A 21,653-nucleotide genomic window follows, 5' to 3' on the forward strand; every position below is an offset into this window, starting at 1 on the left:
AGGGCCGGCGGTCGCCGGAGATGGAACATCCTGCGCATTGGATCAGATGAGTGAGAGGCGGTCTATTCATGTCCACCCAAGAAAAGCAAAAAGCCAGTCATAACCTTTATGGGGTCGAGCCCTACCAAGTGGCCAAGGGTGAGGAGTACATGAGTGACTCCATGCGCAAGCATTTCATCCAGATCCTCAATGGTTGGAAGCAAGAGTTGATGATCGGCGTCGACAAGACCGTTGACCATATGAAGGAAGAGGCGGCCAACTTCGCCGACCCGGCAGACCGTGCCACGCAAGAGGAAGAGTTTGCCCTTGAGCTGCGCGCACGTGATCGCGAGCGCAAGCTGATCAAGAAGATCGACAAGACCCTGCAGCTGATTCAGGACAAAGACTACGGCTGGTGCGAGAGCTGTGGCATCGAGATTGGCGTGCGTCGTCTTGAAGCCCGCCCTACCGCCGACCTTTGCTTCGATTGCAAAGAGGTTGCGGAGCAAAAGGAAAAGACAGTCGGCAAAGGCTGATTCCGATTCCCACCGAACGGGGCGCTCTTAGCGCCCCGTTTCATTTTATAGATGCCGTAAGCCCATGACCTCATCACCCTACGTCGGGCGCTTCGCCCCCACCCCCAGCGGTTTTCTGCACTTCGGTTCGCTGGTGGCCGCCCTCGCCTCCTGGCTCGACGCCCGCGCCGTCGGTGGCCGCTGGCTGCTGCGCATGGAAGACACCGACCCGCCCCGCGAGATGCCCGGTGCCCGCGATGCCATCCTGCACACCCTTGAAGGCTACGGCCTGGAGTGGGATGGCGAGGTGGTGTACCAGAGCCAGCGCCATGACGCCTATGCCGAAGTGGTCGAGCGCTTGTTCCGACAAGGGCTGGCCTATGCCTGTACCTGCTCGCGCAAGCAGCTGGAAGGGTGTAACGGGATCTACCCGGGCGCGTGCCGCAACGCCGGCCATGCCCGTGAAGGGGCGGCGATCCGCTTGCGCGTACCGGAGCTGACCTACCGCTTCAACGACCGCGTGCAGGGCGAGTTCGCCCAGCACCTGGGGCGTGAGGTGGGCGACTTCATCATCCAGCGCCGCGATGGGCTGTATGCCTATCAGCTGGCGGTGGTGCTGGACGATGCCTGGCAGGGTGTTACCGACATCGTGCGGGGGGCCGACCTGCTGGACAACACCCCGCGGCAGTTGTACCTGCAGGAGCTGTTGGGGTTCTCGCAGCCGCGCTACCTGCATATTCCGCTGATCATCCAGCCGGATGGGCACAAGCTGGGCAAGTCGTACCGTTCGCCACCGCTGGCACCGGGGCAGGCCACGCCGTTGTTGCTGCGCGCGTTGCGGGCGCTGGGGCAGGTGACCGATCCGGCGCTGGAGAACGCCAGCCCGGGCGAGGTGCTGGACGTGGCGCGGCGGCAGTGGCGGCCGGAGGCGATTGCGCGGCAGATGACCCTTGCCGAAGCAGATCTGCACTGATCCTCCCGGCCTCTTCGCGGGGCAAGCCCGCTCCCACAGGATTTGTGCCGGCCGCAAAATTCGGGCATTGCAGGGATCCTGTGGGAGCGGGCTTGCCCCGCGAAGAGGCCCGCACAGGCAAAAAACCAATAAATTCAATTTCTTGCCGTCCGATGCGGAATCCCGCTAGCATCGCCCCGGCCATTTGCGCCAATAATAAGTCCAAGCCCGCAGCGCCCAACCATCGAGGCCGACATGTACATCTATCGTTTGGTCCTGCTTCTGGTCGTGGGGATCTACCTGTTCTCCCCAGCCATCATGGACTGGTGGATCGAACCGACCGGAGCCTGGTACCGACCCTACCTGCTCTGGCTGATCCTGATCGTCGTCACCTTTATCCTGCAGAGCCAACGAGATGCCGATGAGCTTTAGCCTGACCCAGATGATCCTGATCAGCGCCGGGTACCTGGGCGTGCTGTTTGGCGTGGCCTGGATCAGCGAACGTGGGCTGATCCCGCGTTCGGTCATCCGTCACCCGCTGACCTACACCCTGTCACTCGGCGTCTACGCCAGCGCCTGGGCCTTCTATGGCTCGGTGGGCCTGGCCTACCAGTACGGCTACGGCTTCCTCGCCTGTTACCTGGGGGTGTCCGGGGCCTTCCTGCTGGCGCCGGTGCTGCTCTACCCGATCCTCAAGATCACCCGCACCTACCAGCTGTCCTCGCTGGCCGACCTGCTGGCGTTCCGCTTTCGCAGTACCTGGGCCGGGGCGCTGACCACCATCTTCATGCTGATCGGCGTGCTGCCGTTGCTGGCCCTGCAGATCCAGGCCGTGGCCGACTCGATCAGCATCCTCACCGGTGAGCCGGTCAAGGCCCGGGTGGCGTTCGCCTTTTGCGTGCTGATCATCCTGTTCACGATTTTCTTCGGCTCGCGCCATATCGCCACCCGCGAGAAGCACGAGGGCCTCGTGTTCGCCATCGCCTTCGAGTCGGTGATCAAGCTGCTGGCGCTCGGCGGCATCGGCCTGTATGCCCTGTACGGGGTGTTCGGCGGCCCGCACGAGCTGGAGGTGTGGCTGCTGCAGAACCAGACCGCCCTCGCCGCCTTGCATACGCCGCTGCAGGAAGGCCCGTGGCGGACGCTGCTGCTGGTGTTCTTCGCCTCGGCGATCGTCATGCCGCACATGTACCACATGGCCTTTACCGAAAACCTCAGCCCGCGCTCGCTGGTCAGCGCCAGCTGGGGCTTGCCGCTGTTCCTGCTGTTGATGAGCCTGGCGGTGCCGCTGATCCTCTGGGCCGGCCTGCGCCTGGGGGCGAGCACCAACCCCGAGTACTTCACCCTGGGCCTGGGCATCGCCGCAAACAACGACGCGCTGGCGTTACTGGCCTATGTCGGCGGGTTGTCTTCGGCCAGCGGGCTGATCATCGTCACCACCCTGGCGTTGTCGGGCATGGCCCTCAACCACCTGGTGCTGCCGCTCTACCAGCCCCCGGCCGAGGGCAATATCTACCGCTGGCTGAAGTGGACCCGCCGCGCCCTGATCGTCGCGATCATCACCGCCGGGTTCATCTTCTACCTGACCCAGAACAACCACCAGAGCCTGGCCAACCTGGGCATCGTCGCCTTTGTCGCGACGCTGCAGTTCCTCCCGGGGGTGCTCTCGGTGCTGTACTGGCCGACCGCCAACCGGCGCGGCTTCATCGCCGGCCTGCTGGCCGGCATGCTGGTGTGGATGGTGACCATGCTGCTGCCGCTGCTGGGCAACCTGCAGGGCTTCTATATCCCGCTGCTGGACATGATCTATGTGCTCGACGACACCAGCTGGCACATGGCGGCGATTGCCTCGCTGGCTGCCAACGTCCTGCTGTTTACCCTGATCTCGCTGTTCACCAACGCCAGCAGCGAAGAGATCAGCGCCGCCGAAGCCTGCGCCGTGGACAACGTGCGCCGCCCGCAACGGCGTGAGCTGCACGCCGCCTCGCCGCAGGAGTTCGCCACCCAGCTGGCCAAGCCGCTGGGCGCCAAGGCCGCGCAGAAGGAAGTCGAGCAGGCCCTGCGCGACCTCTACCTGCCGTTCGACGAGCGCCGCCCCTATGCCCTGCGCCGCCTGCGCGACCGCATCGAGGCCAACCTGTCCGGCCTGATGGGCCCCAGCGTCGCCCAGGACATGGTCGAGACCTTTCTCCCGTACAAATCCGGTAACGAGAACTACGTCACCGAAGATATCCACTTCATCGAGAGCCGCCTGGAAGACTACCACTCGCGCCTCACCGGCCTGGCCGCCGAGCTCGATGCCCTGCGTCGCTACCACCGCCAGACCCTGCAGGAGCTGCCCATGGGCGTCTGCTCGCTGGCCAAGGACCAGGAGATCCTGATGTGGAACAAGGCCATGGAGGAGCTCACCGGGATCGCCGCCAAGCACGTGGTCGGCTCGCGCCTGGTGACCATCGGCGAGCCCTGGCGCGAGCTGTTGCTGGGCTTCATCAACCTGCCCGACGAACACTTGCACAAGCAGCGCCTGGCCCTCGACGGCCAACCGCGCTGGCTCAACCTGCACAAGGCGGCCATCGACGAGCCGCTGGCGCCCGGTAACAGCGGCCTGGTACTGCTGGTCGAAGACCTCACCGAAACCCAGGCCCTGGAAGACAAGCTGGTGCACTCCGAGCGCCTGGCCAGCATCGGCCGCCTGGCCGCCGGCGTGGCCCACGAGATCGGCAACCCGATCACCGGCATCGCCTGCCTGGCGCAGAACCTGCGCGAAGAGCGCGAGGGCGATGGCGAAATCACCGAGCTGTCGAGCCAGATCCTCGAGCAGACCAAACGGGTCTCGCGCATCGTCCAGTCACTGATGAGCTTCGCCCATGCCGGCGGCAGCCACCAGAACAACGAAGAGCCGGTGTGCCTGGCCGAAGTGGCGCAGGATGCCATCGGCCTGCTGGCCCTCAACCGGCGCAATTTCGAAGTGCAGTTCTTCAACCTGTGCGACCCGGACCACTGGGCCGAGGGCGATCCGCAACGCCTGGCGCAGGTGCTCATCAACCTGCTGTCCAACGCCCGCGATGCCTCGCCGGCCGGCAGCGCGGTGCGCGTGCGCAGCGAAGTCAGCGAGCACACCGTCGACCTGGTGGTCGAGGATGAAGGCAGTGGCATCCCGAAAAACATCATGGACCGCCTGTTCGAACCGTTCTTCACCACCAAGGACCCGGGCGAGGGAACCGGACTGGGGCTCGCACTGGTCTATTCCATCGTGGAAGAGCATTATGGGCAAATCACCATCGACAGCCCCGCCGATATCGAACGGCAGCGTGGCACACGGATCCGCGTGACCCTGCCCCGGCATGTCGTAGCGACGTCCCCTGAAATTCGAGACCGTCGAGAGAATTGAATCAATGCCGCATATTCTGATCGTCGAAGACGAAACCATCATCCGTTCGGCCCTGCGTCGCCTGCTCGAGCGGAACCAGTACCAGGTCAGCGAAGCCGGCTCGGTGCAGGAAGCCCAGGAACGCTTCAGCATTGCCACCTTCGACCTGATCGTCAGTGACCTGCGCCTGCCTGGCGCGCCGGGCACCGAGCTGATCAAGCTCGGCCAGGGCACGCCGGTGCTGATCATGACCAGCTACGCCAGCCTGCGTTCGGCGGTCGACTCGATGAAGATGGGCGCGGTGGACTATATCGCCAAGCCCTTCGACCACGACGAGATGCTGCAAGCGGTGGCGCGCATCCTGCGCGACCGGCAGAACGCCCCGGCCAGCGTCAGTGCCGGCGCTGAACCGCGGGCCAACGGCAAGGCCGCCGCTGCCGACAAGGGCAGCAGCAACGCCGCCAATGGCGAGATCGGCATCATCGGCTCGTGCCCACCGATGCAGGACATGTACAGCAAGATCCGCAAGGTCGCGCCAACCGACTCCAACGTGTTGATCCAGGGCGAGTCGGGCACCGGCAAAGAGCTGGTCGCTCGTGCCCTGCACAACCTCTCGCGACGGGCCAAGGCGCCGATGATCTCGGTCAACTGCGCGGCGATCCCGGAGACCCTCATCGAGTCCGAGCTGTTTGGCCACGAGAAAGGCGCGTTTACCGGCGCCAGCGCCGGGCGTGCCGGCCTGGTCGAAGCCGCCGACGGTGGCACGCTGTTCCTCGACGAGATCGGTGAACTGCCGCTCGAAGCCCAGGCCCGCCTGCTGCGCGTGCTGCAGGAAGGCGAGATCCGCCGGGTCGGCTCGGTGCAGTCGCAAAAGGTCGATGTGCGCTTGATCGCCGCGACCCACCGCGACCTGAAGAACCTGGCCAAGGTTGGCCAGTTCCGTGAAGACCTTTACTACCGCCTGCACGTCATCGCCCTCAAGCTGCCGGCGCTGCGCGAGCGCGGCCCCGACGTCAACGAGATCGCCACCGCGTTCCTCGCACGCCAGAGCGCACGCATCGGCCGTGACGACCTGCGCTTCTCCAGCGAGGCTGAACAGGCCATCCGTCATTACAGCTGGCCGGGTAACGTCCGCGAGCTGGAAAACGCCGTCGAGCGTGCGGTGATCCTCAGCGAGAGCCCGGAGATTTCCGCCGAGCTGCTGGGCATCGACATCGAGTTGAGCGACCTCGACGACGATGACCTGCTGGGCAATCTGCCGGTGCTCAGCAGCGGGACCGCCAACAGCGCCAGCCACGAGCCCACCGAGGACCTGTCACTGGAGGACTACTTCCAGCACTTCGTCCTCGAGCACCAGGACCACATGACCGAGACCGAGCTGGCACGCAAGCTGGGCGTCAGCCGCAAGTGCCTGTGGGAGCGCCGCCAGCGCCTGGGCATCCCCCGGCGCAAGAGCAACGCCACCAGCGACAACTGATCCGACATCCCTGGGGCCGCTTTGCGGCCCCACTGCATTTCAGGGGTAACACATCAGATCCCGCAAAAATCTGTTACCCATGCCCTCCCGCCGTAACAGCCGCCGAGGCGTACGGTAACGAAATGTCTGCATTTGCCCCCTCGCCCACCCTGCCAAAAACCCGCAAACCCTTGATTTTGTTAGGTTTGCAAAAGTTGGCACGGCACCTGCTATATGTTTGGTACAAGAACAATAACAAGCACTGCAACTCAGAATAAGAACAAGACGAAACGGCTCACGCACAATAAAAACAAGACGGCGGAGGCGCAGCTAACTGATTCTTTTGGAGAGGAGTTGTGTTTGGGGCTTGCCCCACAACCAGGCAGAGAACAACAAAAACTGCACTAAAGCAGCGCCTAAACTGGTTGGATCGACAGATCAGCATTACCTCAGCGGCCAAAGCAATCCGTTTGCTCTTTACCCCCGGTTTGGGGGTCGTCCACAAGTTTCGAGCTTTGTGGGCAGGGCACTCAACAAAAACAAGAAGCCCAGCAGAAAAACAATAAGAGCACGCAACGACACTTCTTGGGGAGCTTAGGCTCCCCTTGTCGTTTCTCACGCCCCAGCATTCCCCGCCTGAAGCACCCCTTGGCATACCGCCTACACCATTCCCCAAGTAAATGCTAGAATCCCCGCCCATCATGCGGCCATTCGCTTACCCATGGCCGAACATTCCTTCAAACAGTGCATCCCATGCTGAAGAAGCTGTTCCAGTCGTTCCGTCCTCCCGTTAGTGGTCAACACCACAGGCGCACCACGCCTGAAGTGATCAACAAGAGCCAGCACTCGCTGCAGCGCAGCCAGTTCAGCCGCCACGCGGTAGGCATCGTCGATCGCCTGCAGGCTGCCGGATACCAGGCCTATCTGGTCGGTGGCTGTGTGCGCGACCTCCTCCTGGGTATCACCCCGAAGGATTTCGACGTCGCCACCAGCGCCACGCCCGAGCAGGTGCGTGCCGAGTTCCGCAATGCGCGGATCATTGGCCGCCGCTTCAAGCTGGTGCACGTGCATTTTGGCCGCGAGATCATCGAAGTCGCGACGTTCCGCGCGCATCACTCGGATGAAGACGAAGGTGATAGCCACCGTTCGTCGCACAACGCCAGTGGGCGCATCCTGCGTGACAACGTCTACGGCACCTTGGAAGAAGACGCGCAACGCCGCGACTTCACCATCAACGCCCTGTACTACGATCCCGTCAGCGAGCGCATTCTCGATTACGCCAACGGCATCCACGACATCCGCAACCGCCTGTTGCGCCTGATCGGCGACCCTACCCATCGCTACCAGGAAGACCCGGTGCGCATGCTGCGGGCCGTGCGTTTCGCCGCCAAGCTGAACTTCGGCATCGAGAAGCACACCGTGCAGCCGATCCGCGAGCTGGCGCCGATGCTGCGCGACATCCCGCCGGCCCGGCTGTTCGAGGAATGCCTGAAGCTGTTCCTCTCGGGCCACGCGGCGATCACCTTCGAGATGCTGGTCGACCTGCAGTTGTTCGAGCCGCTGTTCCCGGGCAGCAGCCATGCCCTGGAAGAGCGCCCGAGCTACACCCATACGCTGATCAGCCAGGCGCTGGCGAACACCGACCTGCGGGTCAAGCAGGGCAAGCCTGTAACCCCGGCGTTCCTGTTTGCCGCCATGCTCTGGCCAGCCCTGCCGGGCCGCGCGCTGTACTTGCAGAGCCAAGGTGTGCCGCCGATCCCGGCGATGAACCAGGCCGCTCACGACCTGATCGCCGAGCAGTGCCAGCGCATCGCTATCCCCAAGCGCTTCACCCTGCCGATCCGCGAGATCTGGGACATGCAGGAGCGCCTGCCGCGCCGCAGTGGCAAACGCGCCGACATGCTCCTCGACAACCCGCGCTTCCGCGCCGGCTACGACTTCCTGCTGCTGCGCGAAAGCGCGGGCGAGGAAACCGACGAGCTCGGCCAATGGTGGACCGACTACCAGGATGCCAACGACAGCGAGCGGCGCGAGATGATCCGCGAGCTCGGGAGCCGTGACGACGGTGCCGGCGCTGCCCCACGCAAGCGCAAACGCAGTGGCAGCAAGCGCAAGCGCAGCGGTGACGAGGCCTTCGACTAAGCATGCCGACCCGCGCCTACATCGGCCTGGGCAGCAACCTGGCCGACCCCGCCGAGCAGCTGCGCTGCGCCCTCGAGGCCTTGGACCAGGCCGAGGGCACGCGCCTGGCGGGGGTCTCGGGCTTCTATGCCAGCGACTCGCTGCTGCCCGGCCAGCCGCGCTACACCAATGCGGTGGCGGCGCTGGACACTTCGCTGACACCACTGCAACTGCTCGACGCCCTGCAAGCCATCGAAAACGGCCAGGGCCGTGTCCGCCAGGAACGCTGGGGGCCGCGCACGCTGGACCTCGACGTGCTGCTGTTCGGTGAACAGGTCATCGACATCCCCCGCCTCAAGGTCCCGCACTACCATATGCAGGCCCGCCCCTTCGTACTCTATCCCCTGGCCGAACTGGTGCCGGCGGACTTCGCCCTGGCCGATGGCCGGCGCTTGGCAGCGCTGCTTGAAGACTGCCCGTTTGTCGGCCTCGAACGCCTGTAATTCGGGCGTTGCAGAGGGCGGTAACGCCAGTAACACACTCAGCGTAACAATGCGGTAACAGGGTCATTGACTTCGCCCCCCTCGCTCACGACTATAGGCGTCCCGTGGCACCCCTTCGCCACCTATCACCTATTTAGGCCCGGACGGACCTGTGCCCCGAACATCACACACGATGATGTGCCGCTCCGGAAGATGAATGCATGCGTTGTTCGCAGTCGTTTTTCACAGCGCCTGAACGAGGATTTCCTACATGCCTGAAGTAACCCTGACCACCCTCCACGGCCTCAAGGCCAAGGGTGAGAAAATCGCCATGCTGACCTGCTACGACGCGACCTTTGCCAAGGCTGCCAGCCAGGCGGGCGTGGACGTGTTGCTGGTGGGCGACTCGCTGGGCATGGTCCTGCAGGGGCATGACAGCACCCTGCCGGTGACCACCGCCGAAATGGCCTACCACACCGCCTGCGTCAAGCGCGGCAACGACGGCGCGCTGATCCTCGCCGACCTGCCGTTCATGGCCCATGCCACCCCCGAGCAAGCCTTCGCCAACTGCGCCACGCTGATGCAGGCCGGCGCCCACATGATCAAGCTGGAAGGCGCCGCTTGGCTGGCCGAGACCATTCGCCTGCTGGCCGAACGTGGCGTGCCGGTGTGTGCGCACATGGGCCTGACCCCGCAGACCGTCAACGTCCTGGGCGGCTACAAGGTCCAGGGTCGCCAGGAAGCCCAGGCGCGGCAGATGCGTGCCGACGCCATCGCCCTGGAGCAAGCCGGCGCGGCCATGCTGCTGCTCGAGTGCGTACCCAGCGAACTCGCCGCCGAGATCTCCCAGGCCGTGAGCATCCCGGTCATCGGTATCGGCGCCGGCAGCGCCACCGACGGCCAGGTCCTGGTGCTGCACGACATGCTCGGCTTGTCGCTGAGCGGCCGCGTGCCGAAGTTCGTGAAGAACTTCATGGCCGGCCAGGCCGACATCCACAGTGCCCTGGTCGCCTACGTGACGGCGGTCAAGGACGTCAGCTTCCCTGCCAGCGAACACGGATTCAGCGCATGAATACAGTCAAGAGCGTCCGCGAACTGCGTGCCGCCGTGGCCCGCGCCCGCGGTGAGGGCAAGCGGATCGCCTTCGTGCCGACCATGGGCAACCTGCACAGCGGCCACGCCGCGCTGGTGACCAAGGCCGCCCAGCGCGCCGACTTCGTGGTCGCGAGCATCTTCGTCAACCCGCTGCAGTTCGGCGCGGGCGAAGACCTCGATACCTACCCGCGCACCCTCGCCGCCGACCAGGAGCGCCTGCTGCAAGCCGGCTGCCACCTGCTGTTCGCGCCGACCGTGGACGAAATGTACCCCGACGGCACCACCGTGCAGACCCGCGTCAGCGTGCCACAACTGTCCGAAGGGCTGTGCGGCGCCAGCCGTCCGGGGCACTTCGAAGGCGTGGCGACCGTGGTCAGCAAGCTGTTCAACATGGTCCAGCCCGACCTCGCCGTGTTTGGCGAAAAGGACTACCAGCAGTTGGCGGTGATCCGCGCCATGGTGCGCGACCTGAACATGCCGATCCAGATCATCGGCGAGCCGACCGTGCGCGCCGACGACGGCCTCGCGCTGTCGTCGCGCAATGGTTACCTGAGCCCCGAGCAGCGCGCCGTGGCCCCGGCCTTGTACCGTGAGCTGAGCCAGATGGCCGACAGCATTCGCCACGGCCAGCGCGACTTTGCGGCATTGATCGTGGCCGCCCAGGCGCAGCTGCTGGCGGCCGGTTTCCGCCCGGATTACCTGGAAGTGCGTCATGCACTGACCTTGCGCCCGGCGATGATCGACGACCGCGACGTGGTGGTGATTGCCGCTGCGTACCTGGGTAACACCCGGCTGATCGATAACCTGTATCTGCACCTGGACGACGCCAGCGCCTGATTCAAGCCAGGCGCCGTACGTTTCGCGGGCAAGTCGGATCGCCGCACCGCCGCTCCTACAGGGCTTAGCGCTGACCTTGGGGGAGCGGGCCTGCCTCGCCACCGCGCATACTGCGCCCGCGAAAATTCTCCCTGCCCTCCCCCATTCCCCCCACGCAAGCAATGCCTATAATGACCCCGACCCTGCAACCGGCAGCCGCTGCCCGTTGTCCAAGGCACGATCATGCATCGAGGAAACCATCCGCAATGGCGTATTACCGTACCCCCCATGATGTGACGGCGCTGCCCGCCTGGCAGGCGCTTCAGCAACACCGCGACGCCATGCAGGGCTTCAGCATGCGCGAAGCTTTCGCCGCTGATCCGCAGCGTTTCGATCAGTTTTCCCTGAGCAGTTGCGGCCTGTTCCTCGATTACTCGAAGAACCTGATCAACGAGCAGACCCGCGAGCTGCTGGTCAACCTGGCCACCGAAGTCGACCTGAGCCAGGCCATCAAGTCGATGTTCAGCGGCGAGATCATCAACGCCTCCGAAGGCCGCCCGGTGCTGCACACCGCGCTGCGCCGGCCGATCGGCGACAAGCTCAGCGTCAACGGCGTCAACGTGATGGTCGACGTGCACAAGGTGCTCAACCAGATCACCGAACTGGTCGGCCGCATCCACGACGGCCTGTGGCGCGGCTACAGCGAAAAACCGATCACCGACGTGGTCAACATCGGCATCGGCGGCTCGTTCCTCGGCCCCGAACTGGTCTCCGAAGCGCTGCTGCCGTACGCCCAGCGCGGCGTGCGCTGCCACTACCTGGCGAACATCGACGGCAGCGAGTTCCATGAGCTGTCGGCCAAGCTCGCCGCCGAAACCACCCTGTTCATCGTCTCGTCGAAGTCGTTCAACACCCTCGAGACGCTGAAGAACGCCATGGCCGCGCGCACCTGGTACCTCGCCCAGGGCGGCTCCGAGGCCGAGCTGTACCGCCACTTCATCGCGGTCTCGAGCAACAAGGCCGCCGCGGTCGCGTTTGGTATCCGCGAAGAGAACATCTTCCCGATGTGGGACTGGGTCGGCGGGCGCTACTCGCTGTGGTCGGCGATCGGCCTGCCGATCGCCCTGGCCATCGGCACCGCCAACTTCAAGGAGCTGCTGTCGGGCGCCTACACCATGGACCAGCACTTCCAGACCGCACCGTTCGACAAGAACATGCCGGTGCTGCTGGCCCTGCTCGGCGTCTGGTACGGCAACTTCTGGGGTGCGCGCGCTCACGCCATCCTGCCGTACGACCACTACCTGCGTAACATCACCAAGCACTTGCAGCAGCTGGACATGGAGTCCAACGGCAAGAGCGTGCTGCAGGACGGCAGCCCGGTGCACACCGACACCGGCCCGGTGATCTGGGGTGGCGTGGGCTGTAACGGCCAGCATGCCTACCACCAGTTGCTGCACCAGGGCACCCAGTTGATCCCGGCCGACTTCATCGTGCCAGTGGTCAGCTTCAACCCGGTGGCCGACCACCACCAGTGGCTGTACGCCAACTGCCTGTCGCAGAGCCAGGCACTGATGCTCGGCAAGACCCGCGACGAGGCTGAAAGCGAGCTGCGCGGCAAAGGCCTGAACGAGGCGGATATCGCCAAGCTGGCGCCGCACAAGGTGATCCCGGGTAACCGCCCGAGCAACACCCTGGTGGTCGAACGGATCAGCCCGCGCCGCCTTGGCGCGCTGGTGGCGATGTATGAGCACAAGGTGTTCGTGCAGAGCGTGATCTGGGGCATCAATGCCTTCGACCAGTGGGGCGTGGAGCTTGGCAAGGAGCTCGGCAAGGGCGTCTACCAGCGCCTGGTCGGCGCGCAGGAAGAGTCGGCTGAAGATGGCTCGACCCAGGGCCTGATCAACTACTTCCGTGGCCGTCACCGCGGCTGATCCCTAGCCCACTGCAGTACCCATCGCGGGGCAAGCCCGCTCCCACACTCGTGGGAGCGGGCTTGCCCCGCGATTGCTTCACACCTGCCTCAATCGTGGAACACGGTCGATGACTACACTGTCCATCGAATGATTGCCACGACAAGAGCAGGACAACCCGCCATGTTCGATCTCAGCAAATACCCCACCGCCCTGGCCGTCAGCCAGGCCGCGCAACTCAGCGCAGACGACTACAAACGCCTGTACCGCCAGTCCGTCGAAGACCCGGACAGTTTCTGGGCCGAGCAAGCCAAGCGCCTGGACTGGATCAAGCCCTGGAGCCGCGTGCAGCACAGCGACCTGGACACCGGCGAAGCGCGCTGGTTCGACGGCGCCAAGCTCAACGTCAGCTACAACTGCATCGACCGCCACCTGGCCAGCCGCGGCGAGCAGACCGCCCTGCTCTGGGAAGGCGACGACCCGCAAGACAGCAAGGCCATCAGTTACCGCGAGCTGCACCGCCAGGTCTGCCGCCTGGCCAACGCGCTCAAGGCCCGCGGGGTGAAGAAAGGTGATCGGGTGTGCATCTATATGCCGATGATCCCCGAAGCCGCTTACGCCATGCTCGCCTGCGCGCGCCTCGGCGCGGTCCACTCGGTGGTGTTCGGCGGCTTCTCGCCCGATGCCCTGCGCGACCGCATCCAGGATGCCGACTGCCGCACGGTGATCACCGCTGACGAAGGCGTGCGCGGTGGCAAGCGCATCCCGCTCAAGTCCAACGTCGACAAGGCCCTGGCCAGTTGCCCGAACGTCAGCAGCGTATTCGTGGTACGCCGCACCGGCGGCGAAGTGGCCTGGGACAATGCGCGTGATCTCTGGTACCACACCGCCACCGAACTCGCCGGCGACGACTGCGCACCCGAGCCGATGGACGCCGAAGACCCGCTGTTCATCCTCTACACCTCCGGCAGCACCGGCAAACCCAAGGGCGTGCTGCACACCAGCGGCGGTTACCTGCTGCAGGCCGCGATGACCTTCAAGGTGGTGTTCGACTACCGTGAGGGCGAGGTGTTCTGGTGCACCGCCGATGTCGGCTGGGTCACCGGCCACAGCTATATCGTCTACGGGCCGCTGGCCAATGGCGCGGTCTCGCTGATGTTCGAGGGCGTGCCCAACTACCCGGACAGCTCGCGCTTCTGGCAGGTCGTCGACAAGCACCAGGTGAACATCTTCTATACCGCTCCCACCGCCCTGCGCGCGCTGATGCGCGAAGGCTCGGGGCCGCTGCAAGGCACTTCGCGGCAGAGCCTGCGCCTGCTCGGCAGCGTCGGCGAGCCGATCAACCCGGAAGCCTGGGAATGGTATTTCGACGAGGTCGGGCAACAGCGCTGCCCGATCGTCGACACCTGGTGGCAGACCGAGACCGGCGGCATCATGCTCAGCCCGCTGCCGGGCAACGCCCAGCTCAAACCCGGCTGCGCGACCCAGCCGATGTTCGGCGTGCAGCCGGTGCTGCTGGATGACAAGGGCAAGGTCATCGAAGGCCCAGGCGCCGGCCTGCTGGCGATCAAGGCCAGTTGGCCCGGGCAGATCCGTAGCGTGTATGGCGATCACCAGCGCATGGTCGACACCTACTTCAAGCCCTTCGCCGGTTACTACTTCACCGGTGACGGCGCCCGCCGCGACGCCGATGGCGACTACTGGATCACTGGCCGCGTCGACGACGTGATCAACGTGTCCGGCCACCGCATAGGCACCGCCGAAGTGGAAAGCGCACTGGTGTTGCACGACAGTATTGCCGAGGCCGCCGTGGTCGGTTACCCGCACGACCTCAAGGGCCAGGGCATCTATGCCTTTGTCACCCCCATGAACGGTGTGACCCCGGACGACGCGCTCAAGGCCGAACTCCTGGCGCTGGTCAGCAAGGAGATCGGCAGTTTTGCCAAGCCGGAGATGATCCAGTGGGCCCCGGCGCTGCCCAAGACCCGCTCGGGCAAGATCATGCGGCGTATACTGCGCAAGATCGCCTGCAACGAGCTGGACAGCCTGGGTGATACCTCGACCCTGGCCGACCCAAGCGTGGTCGAGGGCCTGATCGACAAACGCCTCAACACCTAACCGATGGCGGCCCATGGCGGGCTGTCGCGCATTGCAGGTCGCCATGGAAGCCTTACGCCGCCGTATCGAAACCCAGGTCATGAGCCTTACCGGCCTGGCCCTCGGCCAGCTCGACCTGGAATCGCCCAAGGGCGACCCTGGCCTGTTCGGCCCGCAGAGCATCAGCTGGCAAGTGCATGGCGACTTCCCCAGCATGCTGGTCGGCGGCATCAGCGCCTTGATGCTGCAAGTGCTGCACCCGCTGGCCCTGGCCGGGGTGTGGGACCACTCGAACTTTCGCCAGGACCTGCTCGGCCGCCTGCGCCGCACCAGCCAGTTCATCTCCGGCACCACCTTTGGCTCGACCCGCGACGCCGAATGGCTGATCGACAAGGTGCGCACCATTCACCTGCAGGTGGTCGGCACCGCCGCCGACGGCCGCCCGTATGCCGCCAGCGACCCGGACCTGCTGACCTGGGTACATGTGGCCGAGGTCAGCAGCTTTCTCGCCGCTCACCTGCGCTACCGCAACCCGCAGCTGTCGCGCGCCGACCAGGACGCCTACTACAACGAGATCGCGCTGATCGCCGAACGCCTCGGCGCACGCAACGTGCCACGCTCCTGCCAACAGATCGAAGACTACCTGCAGGCCATGCGCCCGCAGCTGCAGTGCGATGCGCGCAGCCTCGAAGTGGTCGCCATCCTGCTCGAGGCACCGGCGCCCAGCCGCCTCGCCGAGCCGGTCGGCAAGCTGATGCTGCACGCCGGCATCGAGCTGCTGCCCGCCTGGGGCCGGGACCTGCTCGGCCTGCACCAGGGGCGCCTGCGCCAACGGATGATCCGCCTGGGCATCGAACGCACCGCTCCGCTCCTGCGCTGGGCGATGCGCGACGGCTCGGCACACCGTGCACGGCGCCGAATGGGCATTGAATAGGGCTGTTTGGTCGGCTCTGCGGAACCGATTTAACGTGCCATACTCCAAGCACTCCCGCTCGGACAGACGACGCTGCACATGCCCAAAGGATTGACTCGCGCCCTCGGCGCATCGCTGGCCCTCGTGGCCCTGTACAGCCTGCTCGGCTTCCTGATTGTTCCTGGTCTCGGCTTGCGCATCGCCAACCAGCAATTGGCCAACTACGCCCGCGTGCCGGCGCAGCTGCAGCGCATCGAATTCAACCCGTTCAGCCTCGAGCTGACCCTCTGGGGCCTGCAGATCGGCGAGCCCGGCAAGGAGCAGGTCGGCTTCGAGCGGCTGTACGCCAACCTGTCGCTCGACAGCCTGTGGACCCGCGCCCTGCACCTGGACGCGGTCGAGCTGGACAAGCCGCGCAGCGAGGTACTGTTCGCCAAGGACGGTAGCCTCAACCTGACCCAGCTGTTCAAACTGCCGGCCAGCGAGCCCAAGCCCGAGGCGCCGGCGAGCGAGCCGTTCCCGCTGCGCATCGCCAGCATCAAGCTCAGCGAGGGCTACCTGCACTTCGAGGACCTGCGCCCGAGCGAGCCGATCGAGTTTCTCTACGACTCGATGAACCTGGAGCTGAAGAACCTCAGCACCTTGCCCGACGACAACGCCGACATGACCCTGGTCGCCAACGGCCCAGCGGGCGGGCGGATCGACTGGAAAGGCACCCTTGGCCTGGCCCCGATCAGCTCCGAAGGCACCCTGAAGATCACCGACGGCAAGATGAAGGCCTGGTGGCCGTATGTGCGTGACGCCGTGCCGCTGGTCCTCGAAGACGGCGTGATCAGCCTCGACACCCACTACAAGCTCAACCTGTCGAAACAGACCGAGCTGCTGCTCGACAATACTTCGGTGCGCATCGCTCCCTTCGCGATCAAGGCACCTGACGGTCGCCCGCTGGCCCGCCTGGCCAGCCTCGAGGTCAGCGAAACGTCCATCGACCTGGCCAAGCAATTGGTGACCGTGGGCAAGATCCGCAGCGAAAAGCTCGAGACCTGGGCAGCGCTCGAGAGCGATGGCCAGCTCGACTGGCAAAAATTGTTGGCCAGCCAGCCGGCCAAGGCCACGCCCAAAGAGAAAGCCGAGCCGGCGGCCGCCGAACCGAGCACTGAAGAAAAAGCCGCCGCCGAACCGAGCAAGCCTTGGCAGGTGTTGCTCAAGGATGTGCAGGCGCGCAACTACATGATCCACCTGGCCGACCGCAGCCAGAAAGAGCCGGTGGCACTCGATGTCGGCCCGCTGAACCTTGACCTGCAGGGCTTCGACAGCCTCAACAAATCGCCGTTTACCCTCAAGCTCGATACCGGCATCGGCAAGCAAGGCAAGTTGCAGGCCTCCGGCGAGGTCAACCTGGCGCCAGTCACTGCCAAGCTGGCGGTCAGCACCAACGATATCGACCTGCGTGTGGCCCAGGCCTACATCAGCCCGTTCATCCGCCTGGAGCTGCGCAGCGGCATGCTCTCCAGCGACCTCAAGGTCGACCTGAAGAACACCGCGCCGCTGGCCTTCAGTGTCGGCGGCACGGCCAGGGTCAGCCAGTTGCACACGCTCGACACGATCAAGGACCGCGACTTCGTCAAATGGCAGCAGCTGGACCTCAGCGGCCTGTCGTACGTGCACGGCGATGCGCTGACCATCGACAAGGTCAACCTGCTGCAGCCGTACGCGCGCTTCATCATCAACGAAGACCGCAGCACCAACGTCGACGACCTGCTGATCCCGCAGCCGGCCGGCACCGCCAGCGCCAAGCAGGCCAAGCCCGCAGCGGCCAGCAACGACAAGCCGCTGGGCATTCACATCGGCCAGATCGACATCAACGATGGCTCGGCCAACTTCGCCGACCTGACCCTGACGCCCAACTTCGCCACCGCTGTGCAGCAGCTCAACGGCCAGATCGGCACCATCGACAACCGCAAGCCCGCGCCGGCCAAGGTCGACATCAAGGGTAAGGTCGACCGCTATGCGCCGGTCACCATCAAGGGCGCGCTCAACCCGTTCAACCCGATGGCCAGCCTGGACATCGCGACCAGCTTCAAGCGCGTCGAGCTGACCACCCTGACGCCCTACTCCGGCAAGTTCGCCGGGTTCCGCATCCGCAAGGGTCGGCTCAACCTCGACGTGCATTACCTGATCACCAACGGCCAGCTCAAGGCCGAGAACAAACTGGTGGTCGAGCAGCTGCAACTGGGTGAGAAGGTCGACAGCCCGGACGCCGTGGACCTGCCGCTGCGCCTGGCGGTGGCCTTGCTGAAAGACACCGAGGGGCGCATCTCGATCGAGTTGCCGGTCAGCGGCGACCTCAACAACCCGCAGTTCAGCGTCATGCCGATCGTCTGGCAGACCTTGCGCAACCTGGTGCTGCGCGCGGCGCAGGCGCCGTTCAAGTTCATTGGTGGGCTGGTCACCGGAGGGGGCTCGGAGGACCTCGGCACGGTGGCTTTCGCTGCGGGTTCCAGCGACCTCAGTGGCGACGCGCAGTCGGCCCTGGACAAGCTTGCAGCGGCACTCAAGAGCCGGCCTGAGCTGCGCCTGGAGATCGAAGGGACCAGCGCCCAGACCAGCGACGGCCCGTTGATCGCCGAGCAGCGCCTGGAACGTGAATACCAGGCGATCTGGTACAAGATTCTGCAGCGCCGGGGTGACAAGGTGCCGGCCAATGCGTCGATGCTGGTGGTCGATGACAGCGACAAGCCGGCGATGCTCGAGGGTATCTACCGCACCCGCCTCAAGCAGCAGCCGCCGGGTGAGTGGGAGCAGCTGAGCCGTGACGAGCGCACGGCCAAGCTGCGTGAAGGGGTGATCAAGTCGTGGGCAGAGAGCGCGCCGCTGCTGCGTCAGCTTGGGCAGGCGCGGGCCGGTAACATCAAGGATTACCTGGTGGACAAGGGCAAGCTCGAGGATGACCGGGTGTACTTCATTGATACCACCCTCGGCCAGGCCGAGCAGGATGGCCGGGTGATTACCCCGATGCACCTGGATGCGGAGTGAAGCGGCGCGCCCCATCGCGGGCAAGCCCGCTCCTACAGGGTTAGCGTGGTACTTGCAGGAGCGGGCTTGCCCGCGATGGGCTGCAAAGCAGCCCCCTACTCTGCGACACACAAAAAAGCCCCGGCAGATGCCGGGGCTTTTTCATTGTTGGTGGCCAAGTCCTTATGGCCGTCGGGACAATCCTTGCTTATTCGGCTTTCAGGCCATCAGCCGAGACGGCTTGCACGCCTTTGATCTTTTTGGCGATCGCAACAGCGGTGGTTTTCTGAGCATCGGTGATAGCGACTTCCGACGACAGCGAAACAACGCCTTTGTTGGTTTCTACTTTGATGTCGCTGCCTGGGATGCCTTTCTCAGTCAGCAGGTCAGCTTTGACCTTGGTGGTGATCCAAGTGTCTTTGGTCTCTTCCTTGGCCTTGGTGACTTCACCAGCCGCCAGCATCATAGGCGCCTGGGTTGGCTGCTGGGCAAATGCCGCGTTAGCCATGGTCAGGGTCAGAGCGGTTGCAGCAGCGGCAGCAATGGCGAACTTCTTCATACGAGACACTCCTGTTGTTCGAAAGGTCTGCGCCAGGTCTGTTGGCGTCAGATACAAATACTGGTGCACGGCCTGTGCCAGCTTTTTCAAACCCATAAACCCCATATAAATCAGCAGCTTAGCTATAAAGACAAAACCCGCCTGTCGTGCATTTTGCAAGCCGGGGCAAATTCCTGCATGCAAGATGCAAGCACCCCAAGGGTTTTGCCCAGGCGAAAAAAAAGGACCCCGAAGGGTCCCTTTTTCAAGCCACTGCAGTGCAGTGCTTAGACGCCGGAGGCCTTGGCCGCCGCAACGTCTTTGATCGACAGCTTGATACGGCCGCGGTTGTCCACGTCCAGTACCAGTACTTCGACCTCTTCACCTTCCTTGAGGATGTCGGTGACTTTCTCTACGCGCTCATTGCTGAGCATCGAGATGTGCACCAGGCCATCCTTGCCAGGCAGGATGTTGACGAACGCGCCGAAGTCGACGATACGCTCGACCTTGCCGACGTAGATCTTGCCGATCTCGGCCTCGGCAGTGATGCCCAGGACGCGCTGGCGAGCTGCCTCGGCCGCTTCCTTGGTTTCGCCGAAGATCTTGATCGAGCCGTCGTCTTCGATGTCGATCGAAGCCTTGGTCTCTTCACAGATACCACGGATGGTCGCGCCACCTTTACCGATGACGTCACGGATCTTGTCGGTGTCGATCTTCATCGCGATCATGGTCGGTGCGTTGGCCGACAGCTCGGTACGCGACTGGCCAATGATCTGGTTCATCTGGCCGAGGATGTTCAGGCGCGCTTCCAGGGCTTGGCCCAGGGCGATTTCCATGATCTCTTCGGTGATGCCGTTGATCTTGATGTCCATCTGCAGCGCAGTAACGCCTTTGGCGGTACCGGCTACCTTGAAGTCCATGTCGCCCAGGTGGTCTTCGTCACCGAGGATGTCGGTGAGGATGGCGAACTTCTCGCCTTCCTTGACCAGGCCCATGGCGATACCGGCAACCGGTGCTTTCATCGGCACACCAGCGTCCATCAGGGCCAGCGAAGCGCCACAGACCGAAGCCATCGAGCTCGAACCGTTCGATTCGGTGATTTCCGAGACGACACGGATGGTGTACGGGAACACGTCAGCGGCTGGCAGCATGGCCTGGACCGAACGACGGGCCAGACGGCCGTGACCGATTTCGCGACGGCCAGCGCCACCCATGCGACCACACTCGCCTACCGAGAACGGCGGGAAGTTGTAGTGCAGCATGAACGGGTCTTTCTTCTCGCCTTCGAGGGTGTCCAGCAGCTGCGCGTCACGTGCAGTACCCAGGGTCGCAACGACCAGGGCCTGGGTTTCGCCGCGGGTGAACAGCGCCGAACCGTGGGTCTTCGGCAGTACACCGACTTCGATGTTCAGCGGACGCACGGTCTTGGTGTCGCGACCGTCGATACGCGGCTTGCCGTTGACGATGTTTTCGCGAACGGTGCGGTACTCGATGTCACCGAAGATTTCTTTGACTTCGGAAGCCGAAGCCTGGCCTTCAGCGCCGGAGAACTTGGCGATCGCCTGATCACGCAGCTCGCCCAGACGCGCGTAGCGGTCGGCCTTGACGGTGATGGTGTAGCCCTGCGAAACGCCCTCGCCGAATTCGGCGCGGATGGCGTTGAACAGTTCGGTGTTGGCAACGGCAGCTTTCCAGTCCCAGGTCGGCTTGGCAGCTTCGGCAGCCAGCTCTTTGACGGCCTTGATGACCGACTGGAATTCGTCGTGGGCGAACAGTACGGCGCCCAGCATCTGGTCTTCGGTCAGCTCTTTGGCTTCCGATTCAACCATCAATACGGCGTCGGAAGTACCGGCAACGACCATGTCCAGGCTCGAGGCAGCCAGTTGCTCGTAGGTCGGGTTCAGCAGGTAGCCGGTGCTTTCATGGAACGCCACGCGCGCGGCGCCGATCGGGCCTTCGAACGGGATGCCGGAGATGGCCAGCGCAGCCGAGGTACCGATCATCGCAGCGATGTCCGGATCGGTCTTCTTGCTGGTCGAAACGACGGTGCAGACAACCTGCACTTCGTTCATGAAACCTTCTGGGAACAGCGGACGGATCGGACGGTCGATCAGGCGCGAGGTCAGGGTCTCTTTCTCGGAAGGACGGCCTTCACGCTTGAAGAAACCGCCAGGGATCTTGCCTGCGGCGTAGGTCTTTTCCTGGTAGTGCACGGACAGCGGGAAGAAGCCCTTGCTTGGGTCGGCGTGCTTGGCGCCCACCACGGTCACCAGCACGGTGACGTCATTGTCTACGGTGACCAGAACTGCGCCGGTCGCCTGACGGGCAATGCGGCCCGTTTCGAGGGTTACGGTCGATTGACCGAACTGGAATTTCTTGATTACCGGGTTCACG

The 21,653-nt window shown here is 64.2% G+C and carries 15 protein-coding genes; 13 read left to right on the forward strand and 2 right to left on the reverse strand.

The features are described 5' to 3' along the window. The first annotated feature begins 68 nt into the window (after positions 1-68). The 13 genes from dksA to CCOS865_RS03230 all read left to right on the forward strand — a co-directional run bounded on the left by dksA (position 69) and on the right by CCOS865_RS03230 (position 18,742). Positions 69-515 carry an RNA polymerase-binding protein DksA gene (gene dksA, locus CCOS865_RS03170; RefSeq protein ID WP_119137865.1) on the forward strand — a complete coding sequence of 149 codons (447 nt, stop codon included), beginning with the start codon at positions 69-71 and terminating at the stop codon, positions 513-515. 64 nt (positions 516-579) lie between these two features. Further along, a complete protein-coding gene (gene gluQRS / locus CCOS865_RS03175; RefSeq protein ID WP_119137867.1) occupies positions 580-1,467 on the forward strand; it encodes a tRNA glutamyl-Q(34) synthetase GluQRS in 888 nt (295 codons plus the stop codon). A gap of 234 nt (positions 1,468-1,701) precedes the next feature. Further along, positions 1,702-1,878 (forward strand): hypothetical protein, encoded by a 177-nt coding sequence (locus CCOS865_RS03180; protein ID WP_003250005.1) that lies wholly within the window; start codon positions 1,702-1,704, stop codon positions 1,876-1,878. Next, on the forward strand, positions 1,862-4,837 hold the full coding sequence (locus CCOS865_RS03185) for a sensor histidine kinase (protein WP_167469002.1): 2,976 nt from the start codon (positions 1,862-1,864) through the stop codon (positions 4,835-4,837). The genes CCOS865_RS03180 and CCOS865_RS03185 overlap by 17 nt, the downstream gene beginning before the upstream one ends. Positions 4,838-4,841: 4 nt before the next feature. After that, positions 4,842-6,293, forward strand: coding sequence for a sigma-54-dependent transcriptional regulator (locus CCOS865_RS03190; protein ID WP_119137871.1), 1,452 nt, complete (start codon positions 4,842-4,844; stop codon positions 6,291-6,293). Between the two features lie 732 nt (positions 6,294-7,025). Beyond that, positions 7,026-8,414: a polynucleotide adenylyltransferase PcnB gene (locus tag CCOS865_RS03195; RefSeq protein WP_119137873.1), complete on the forward strand. Its 1,389-nt coding sequence runs from the start codon at positions 7,026-7,028 to the stop codon at positions 8,412-8,414. A gap of 2 nt (positions 8,415-8,416) precedes the next feature. Next, positions 8,417-8,896 carry a 2-amino-4-hydroxy-6-hydroxymethyldihydropteridine diphosphokinase gene (gene folK / locus CCOS865_RS03200; RefSeq protein ID WP_119137875.1) on the forward strand — a complete coding sequence of 160 codons (480 nt, stop codon included), beginning with the start codon at positions 8,417-8,419 and terminating at the stop codon, positions 8,894-8,896. A gap of 250 nt (positions 8,897-9,146) precedes the next feature. Further along, positions 9,147-9,947, forward strand: coding sequence for a 3-methyl-2-oxobutanoate hydroxymethyltransferase (gene panB / locus CCOS865_RS03205; RefSeq protein WP_119137877.1), 801 nt, complete (start codon positions 9,147-9,149; stop codon positions 9,945-9,947). After that, a complete protein-coding gene (gene panC, locus CCOS865_RS03210; protein WP_119137878.1) occupies positions 9,944-10,807 on the forward strand; it encodes a pantoate--beta-alanine ligase in 864 nt (287 codons plus the stop codon). Before panB ends, panC begins: the two co-directional genes overlap by 4 nt. Positions 10,808-11,052: 245 nt before the next feature. Continuing rightward, positions 11,053-12,717, forward strand: a complete 1,665-nt coding sequence (gene pgi, locus CCOS865_RS03215; protein WP_119137880.1) for a glucose-6-phosphate isomerase — start codon at positions 11,053-11,055, stop codon at positions 12,715-12,717. 162 nt (positions 12,718-12,879) lie between these two features. Continuing rightward, positions 12,880-14,814 (forward strand): acetate--CoA ligase, encoded by a 1,935-nt coding sequence (gene acs / locus CCOS865_RS03220; protein WP_119137882.1) that lies wholly within the window; start codon positions 12,880-12,882, stop codon positions 14,812-14,814. Between the two features lie 43 nt (positions 14,815-14,857). Continuing rightward, on the forward strand, positions 14,858-15,727 hold the full coding sequence (locus tag CCOS865_RS03225) for an oxygenase MpaB family protein (protein ID WP_119138228.1): 870 nt from the start codon (positions 14,858-14,860) through the stop codon (positions 15,725-15,727). Positions 15,728-15,805: 78 nt separating this feature from the next. Then, positions 15,806-18,742, forward strand: a complete 2,937-nt coding sequence (locus tag CCOS865_RS03230) for a DUF748 domain-containing protein (RefSeq protein ID WP_119137884.1) — start codon at positions 15,806-15,808, stop codon at positions 18,740-18,742. 187 nt (positions 18,743-18,929) lie between these two features. Here the strand turns inward: CCOS865_RS03230 and CCOS865_RS03235 are convergent, their stop codons facing one another. Together CCOS865_RS03235 and pnp are read right to left on the reverse strand one after the other, a co-directional pair. Further along, a complete protein-coding gene (locus CCOS865_RS03235) occupies positions 18,930-19,280 on the reverse strand; it encodes a BON domain-containing protein (RefSeq protein WP_119137886.1) in 351 nt (116 codons plus the stop codon). Between the two features lie 266 nt (positions 19,281-19,546). Then, on the reverse strand, positions 19,547-21,652 hold the full coding sequence (gene pnp / locus CCOS865_RS03240) for a polyribonucleotide nucleotidyltransferase (protein WP_119137888.1): 2,106 nt from the start codon (positions 21,650-21,652) through the stop codon (positions 19,547-19,549). Position 21,653 lies beyond the last annotated feature (1 nt).

Source organism: Pseudomonas reidholzensis, assembly GCF_900536025.1.
GTDB classification, from domain to species: Bacteria; Pseudomonadota; Gammaproteobacteria; order Pseudomonadales; family Pseudomonadaceae; genus Aquipseudomonas; species Aquipseudomonas reidholzensis.

Coding starts and splice junctions, on each gene's coding strand:
- dksA (WP_119137865.1), top strand. CDS start 69: ATGTCCACCCAAGAAAAGCAAAAAGCCAGTCATAACCTTTATGGGGTC.
- gluQRS (WP_119137867.1), top strand. CDS start 580: ATGACCTCATCACCCTACGTCGGGCGCTTCGCCCCCACCCCCAGCGGT.
- CCOS865_RS03180 (WP_003250005.1), top strand. CDS start 1,702: ATGTACATCTATCGTTTGGTCCTGCTTCTGGTCGTGGGGATCTACCTG.
- CCOS865_RS03185 (WP_167469002.1), top strand. CDS start 1,862: ATGCCGATGAGCTTTAGCCTGACCCAGATGATCCTGATCAGCGCCGGG.
- CCOS865_RS03190 (WP_119137871.1), top strand. CDS start 4,842: ATGCCGCATATTCTGATCGTCGAAGACGAAACCATCATCCGTTCGGCC.
- CCOS865_RS03195 (WP_119137873.1), top strand. CDS start 7,026: ATGCTGAAGAAGCTGTTCCAGTCGTTCCGTCCTCCCGTTAGTGGTCAA.
- folK (WP_119137875.1), top strand. CDS start 8,417: ATGCCGACCCGCGCCTACATCGGCCTGGGCAGCAACCTGGCCGACCCC.
- panB (WP_119137877.1), top strand. CDS start 9,147: ATGCCTGAAGTAACCCTGACCACCCTCCACGGCCTCAAGGCCAAGGGT.
- panC (WP_119137878.1), top strand. CDS start 9,944: ATGAATACAGTCAAGAGCGTCCGCGAACTGCGTGCCGCCGTGGCCCGC.
- pgi (WP_119137880.1), top strand. CDS start 11,053: ATGGCGTATTACCGTACCCCCCATGATGTGACGGCGCTGCCCGCCTGG.
- acs (WP_119137882.1), top strand. CDS start 12,880: ATGTTCGATCTCAGCAAATACCCCACCGCCCTGGCCGTCAGCCAGGCC.
- CCOS865_RS03225 (WP_119138228.1), top strand. CDS start 14,858: ATGGAAGCCTTACGCCGCCGTATCGAAACCCAGGTCATGAGCCTTACC.
- CCOS865_RS03230 (WP_119137884.1), top strand. CDS start 15,806: ATGCCCAAAGGATTGACTCGCGCCCTCGGCGCATCGCTGGCCCTCGTG.
- CCOS865_RS03235 (WP_119137886.1), bottom strand. CDS start 19,280: ATGAAGAAGTTCGCCATTGCTGCCGCTGCTGCAACCGCTCTGACCCTG.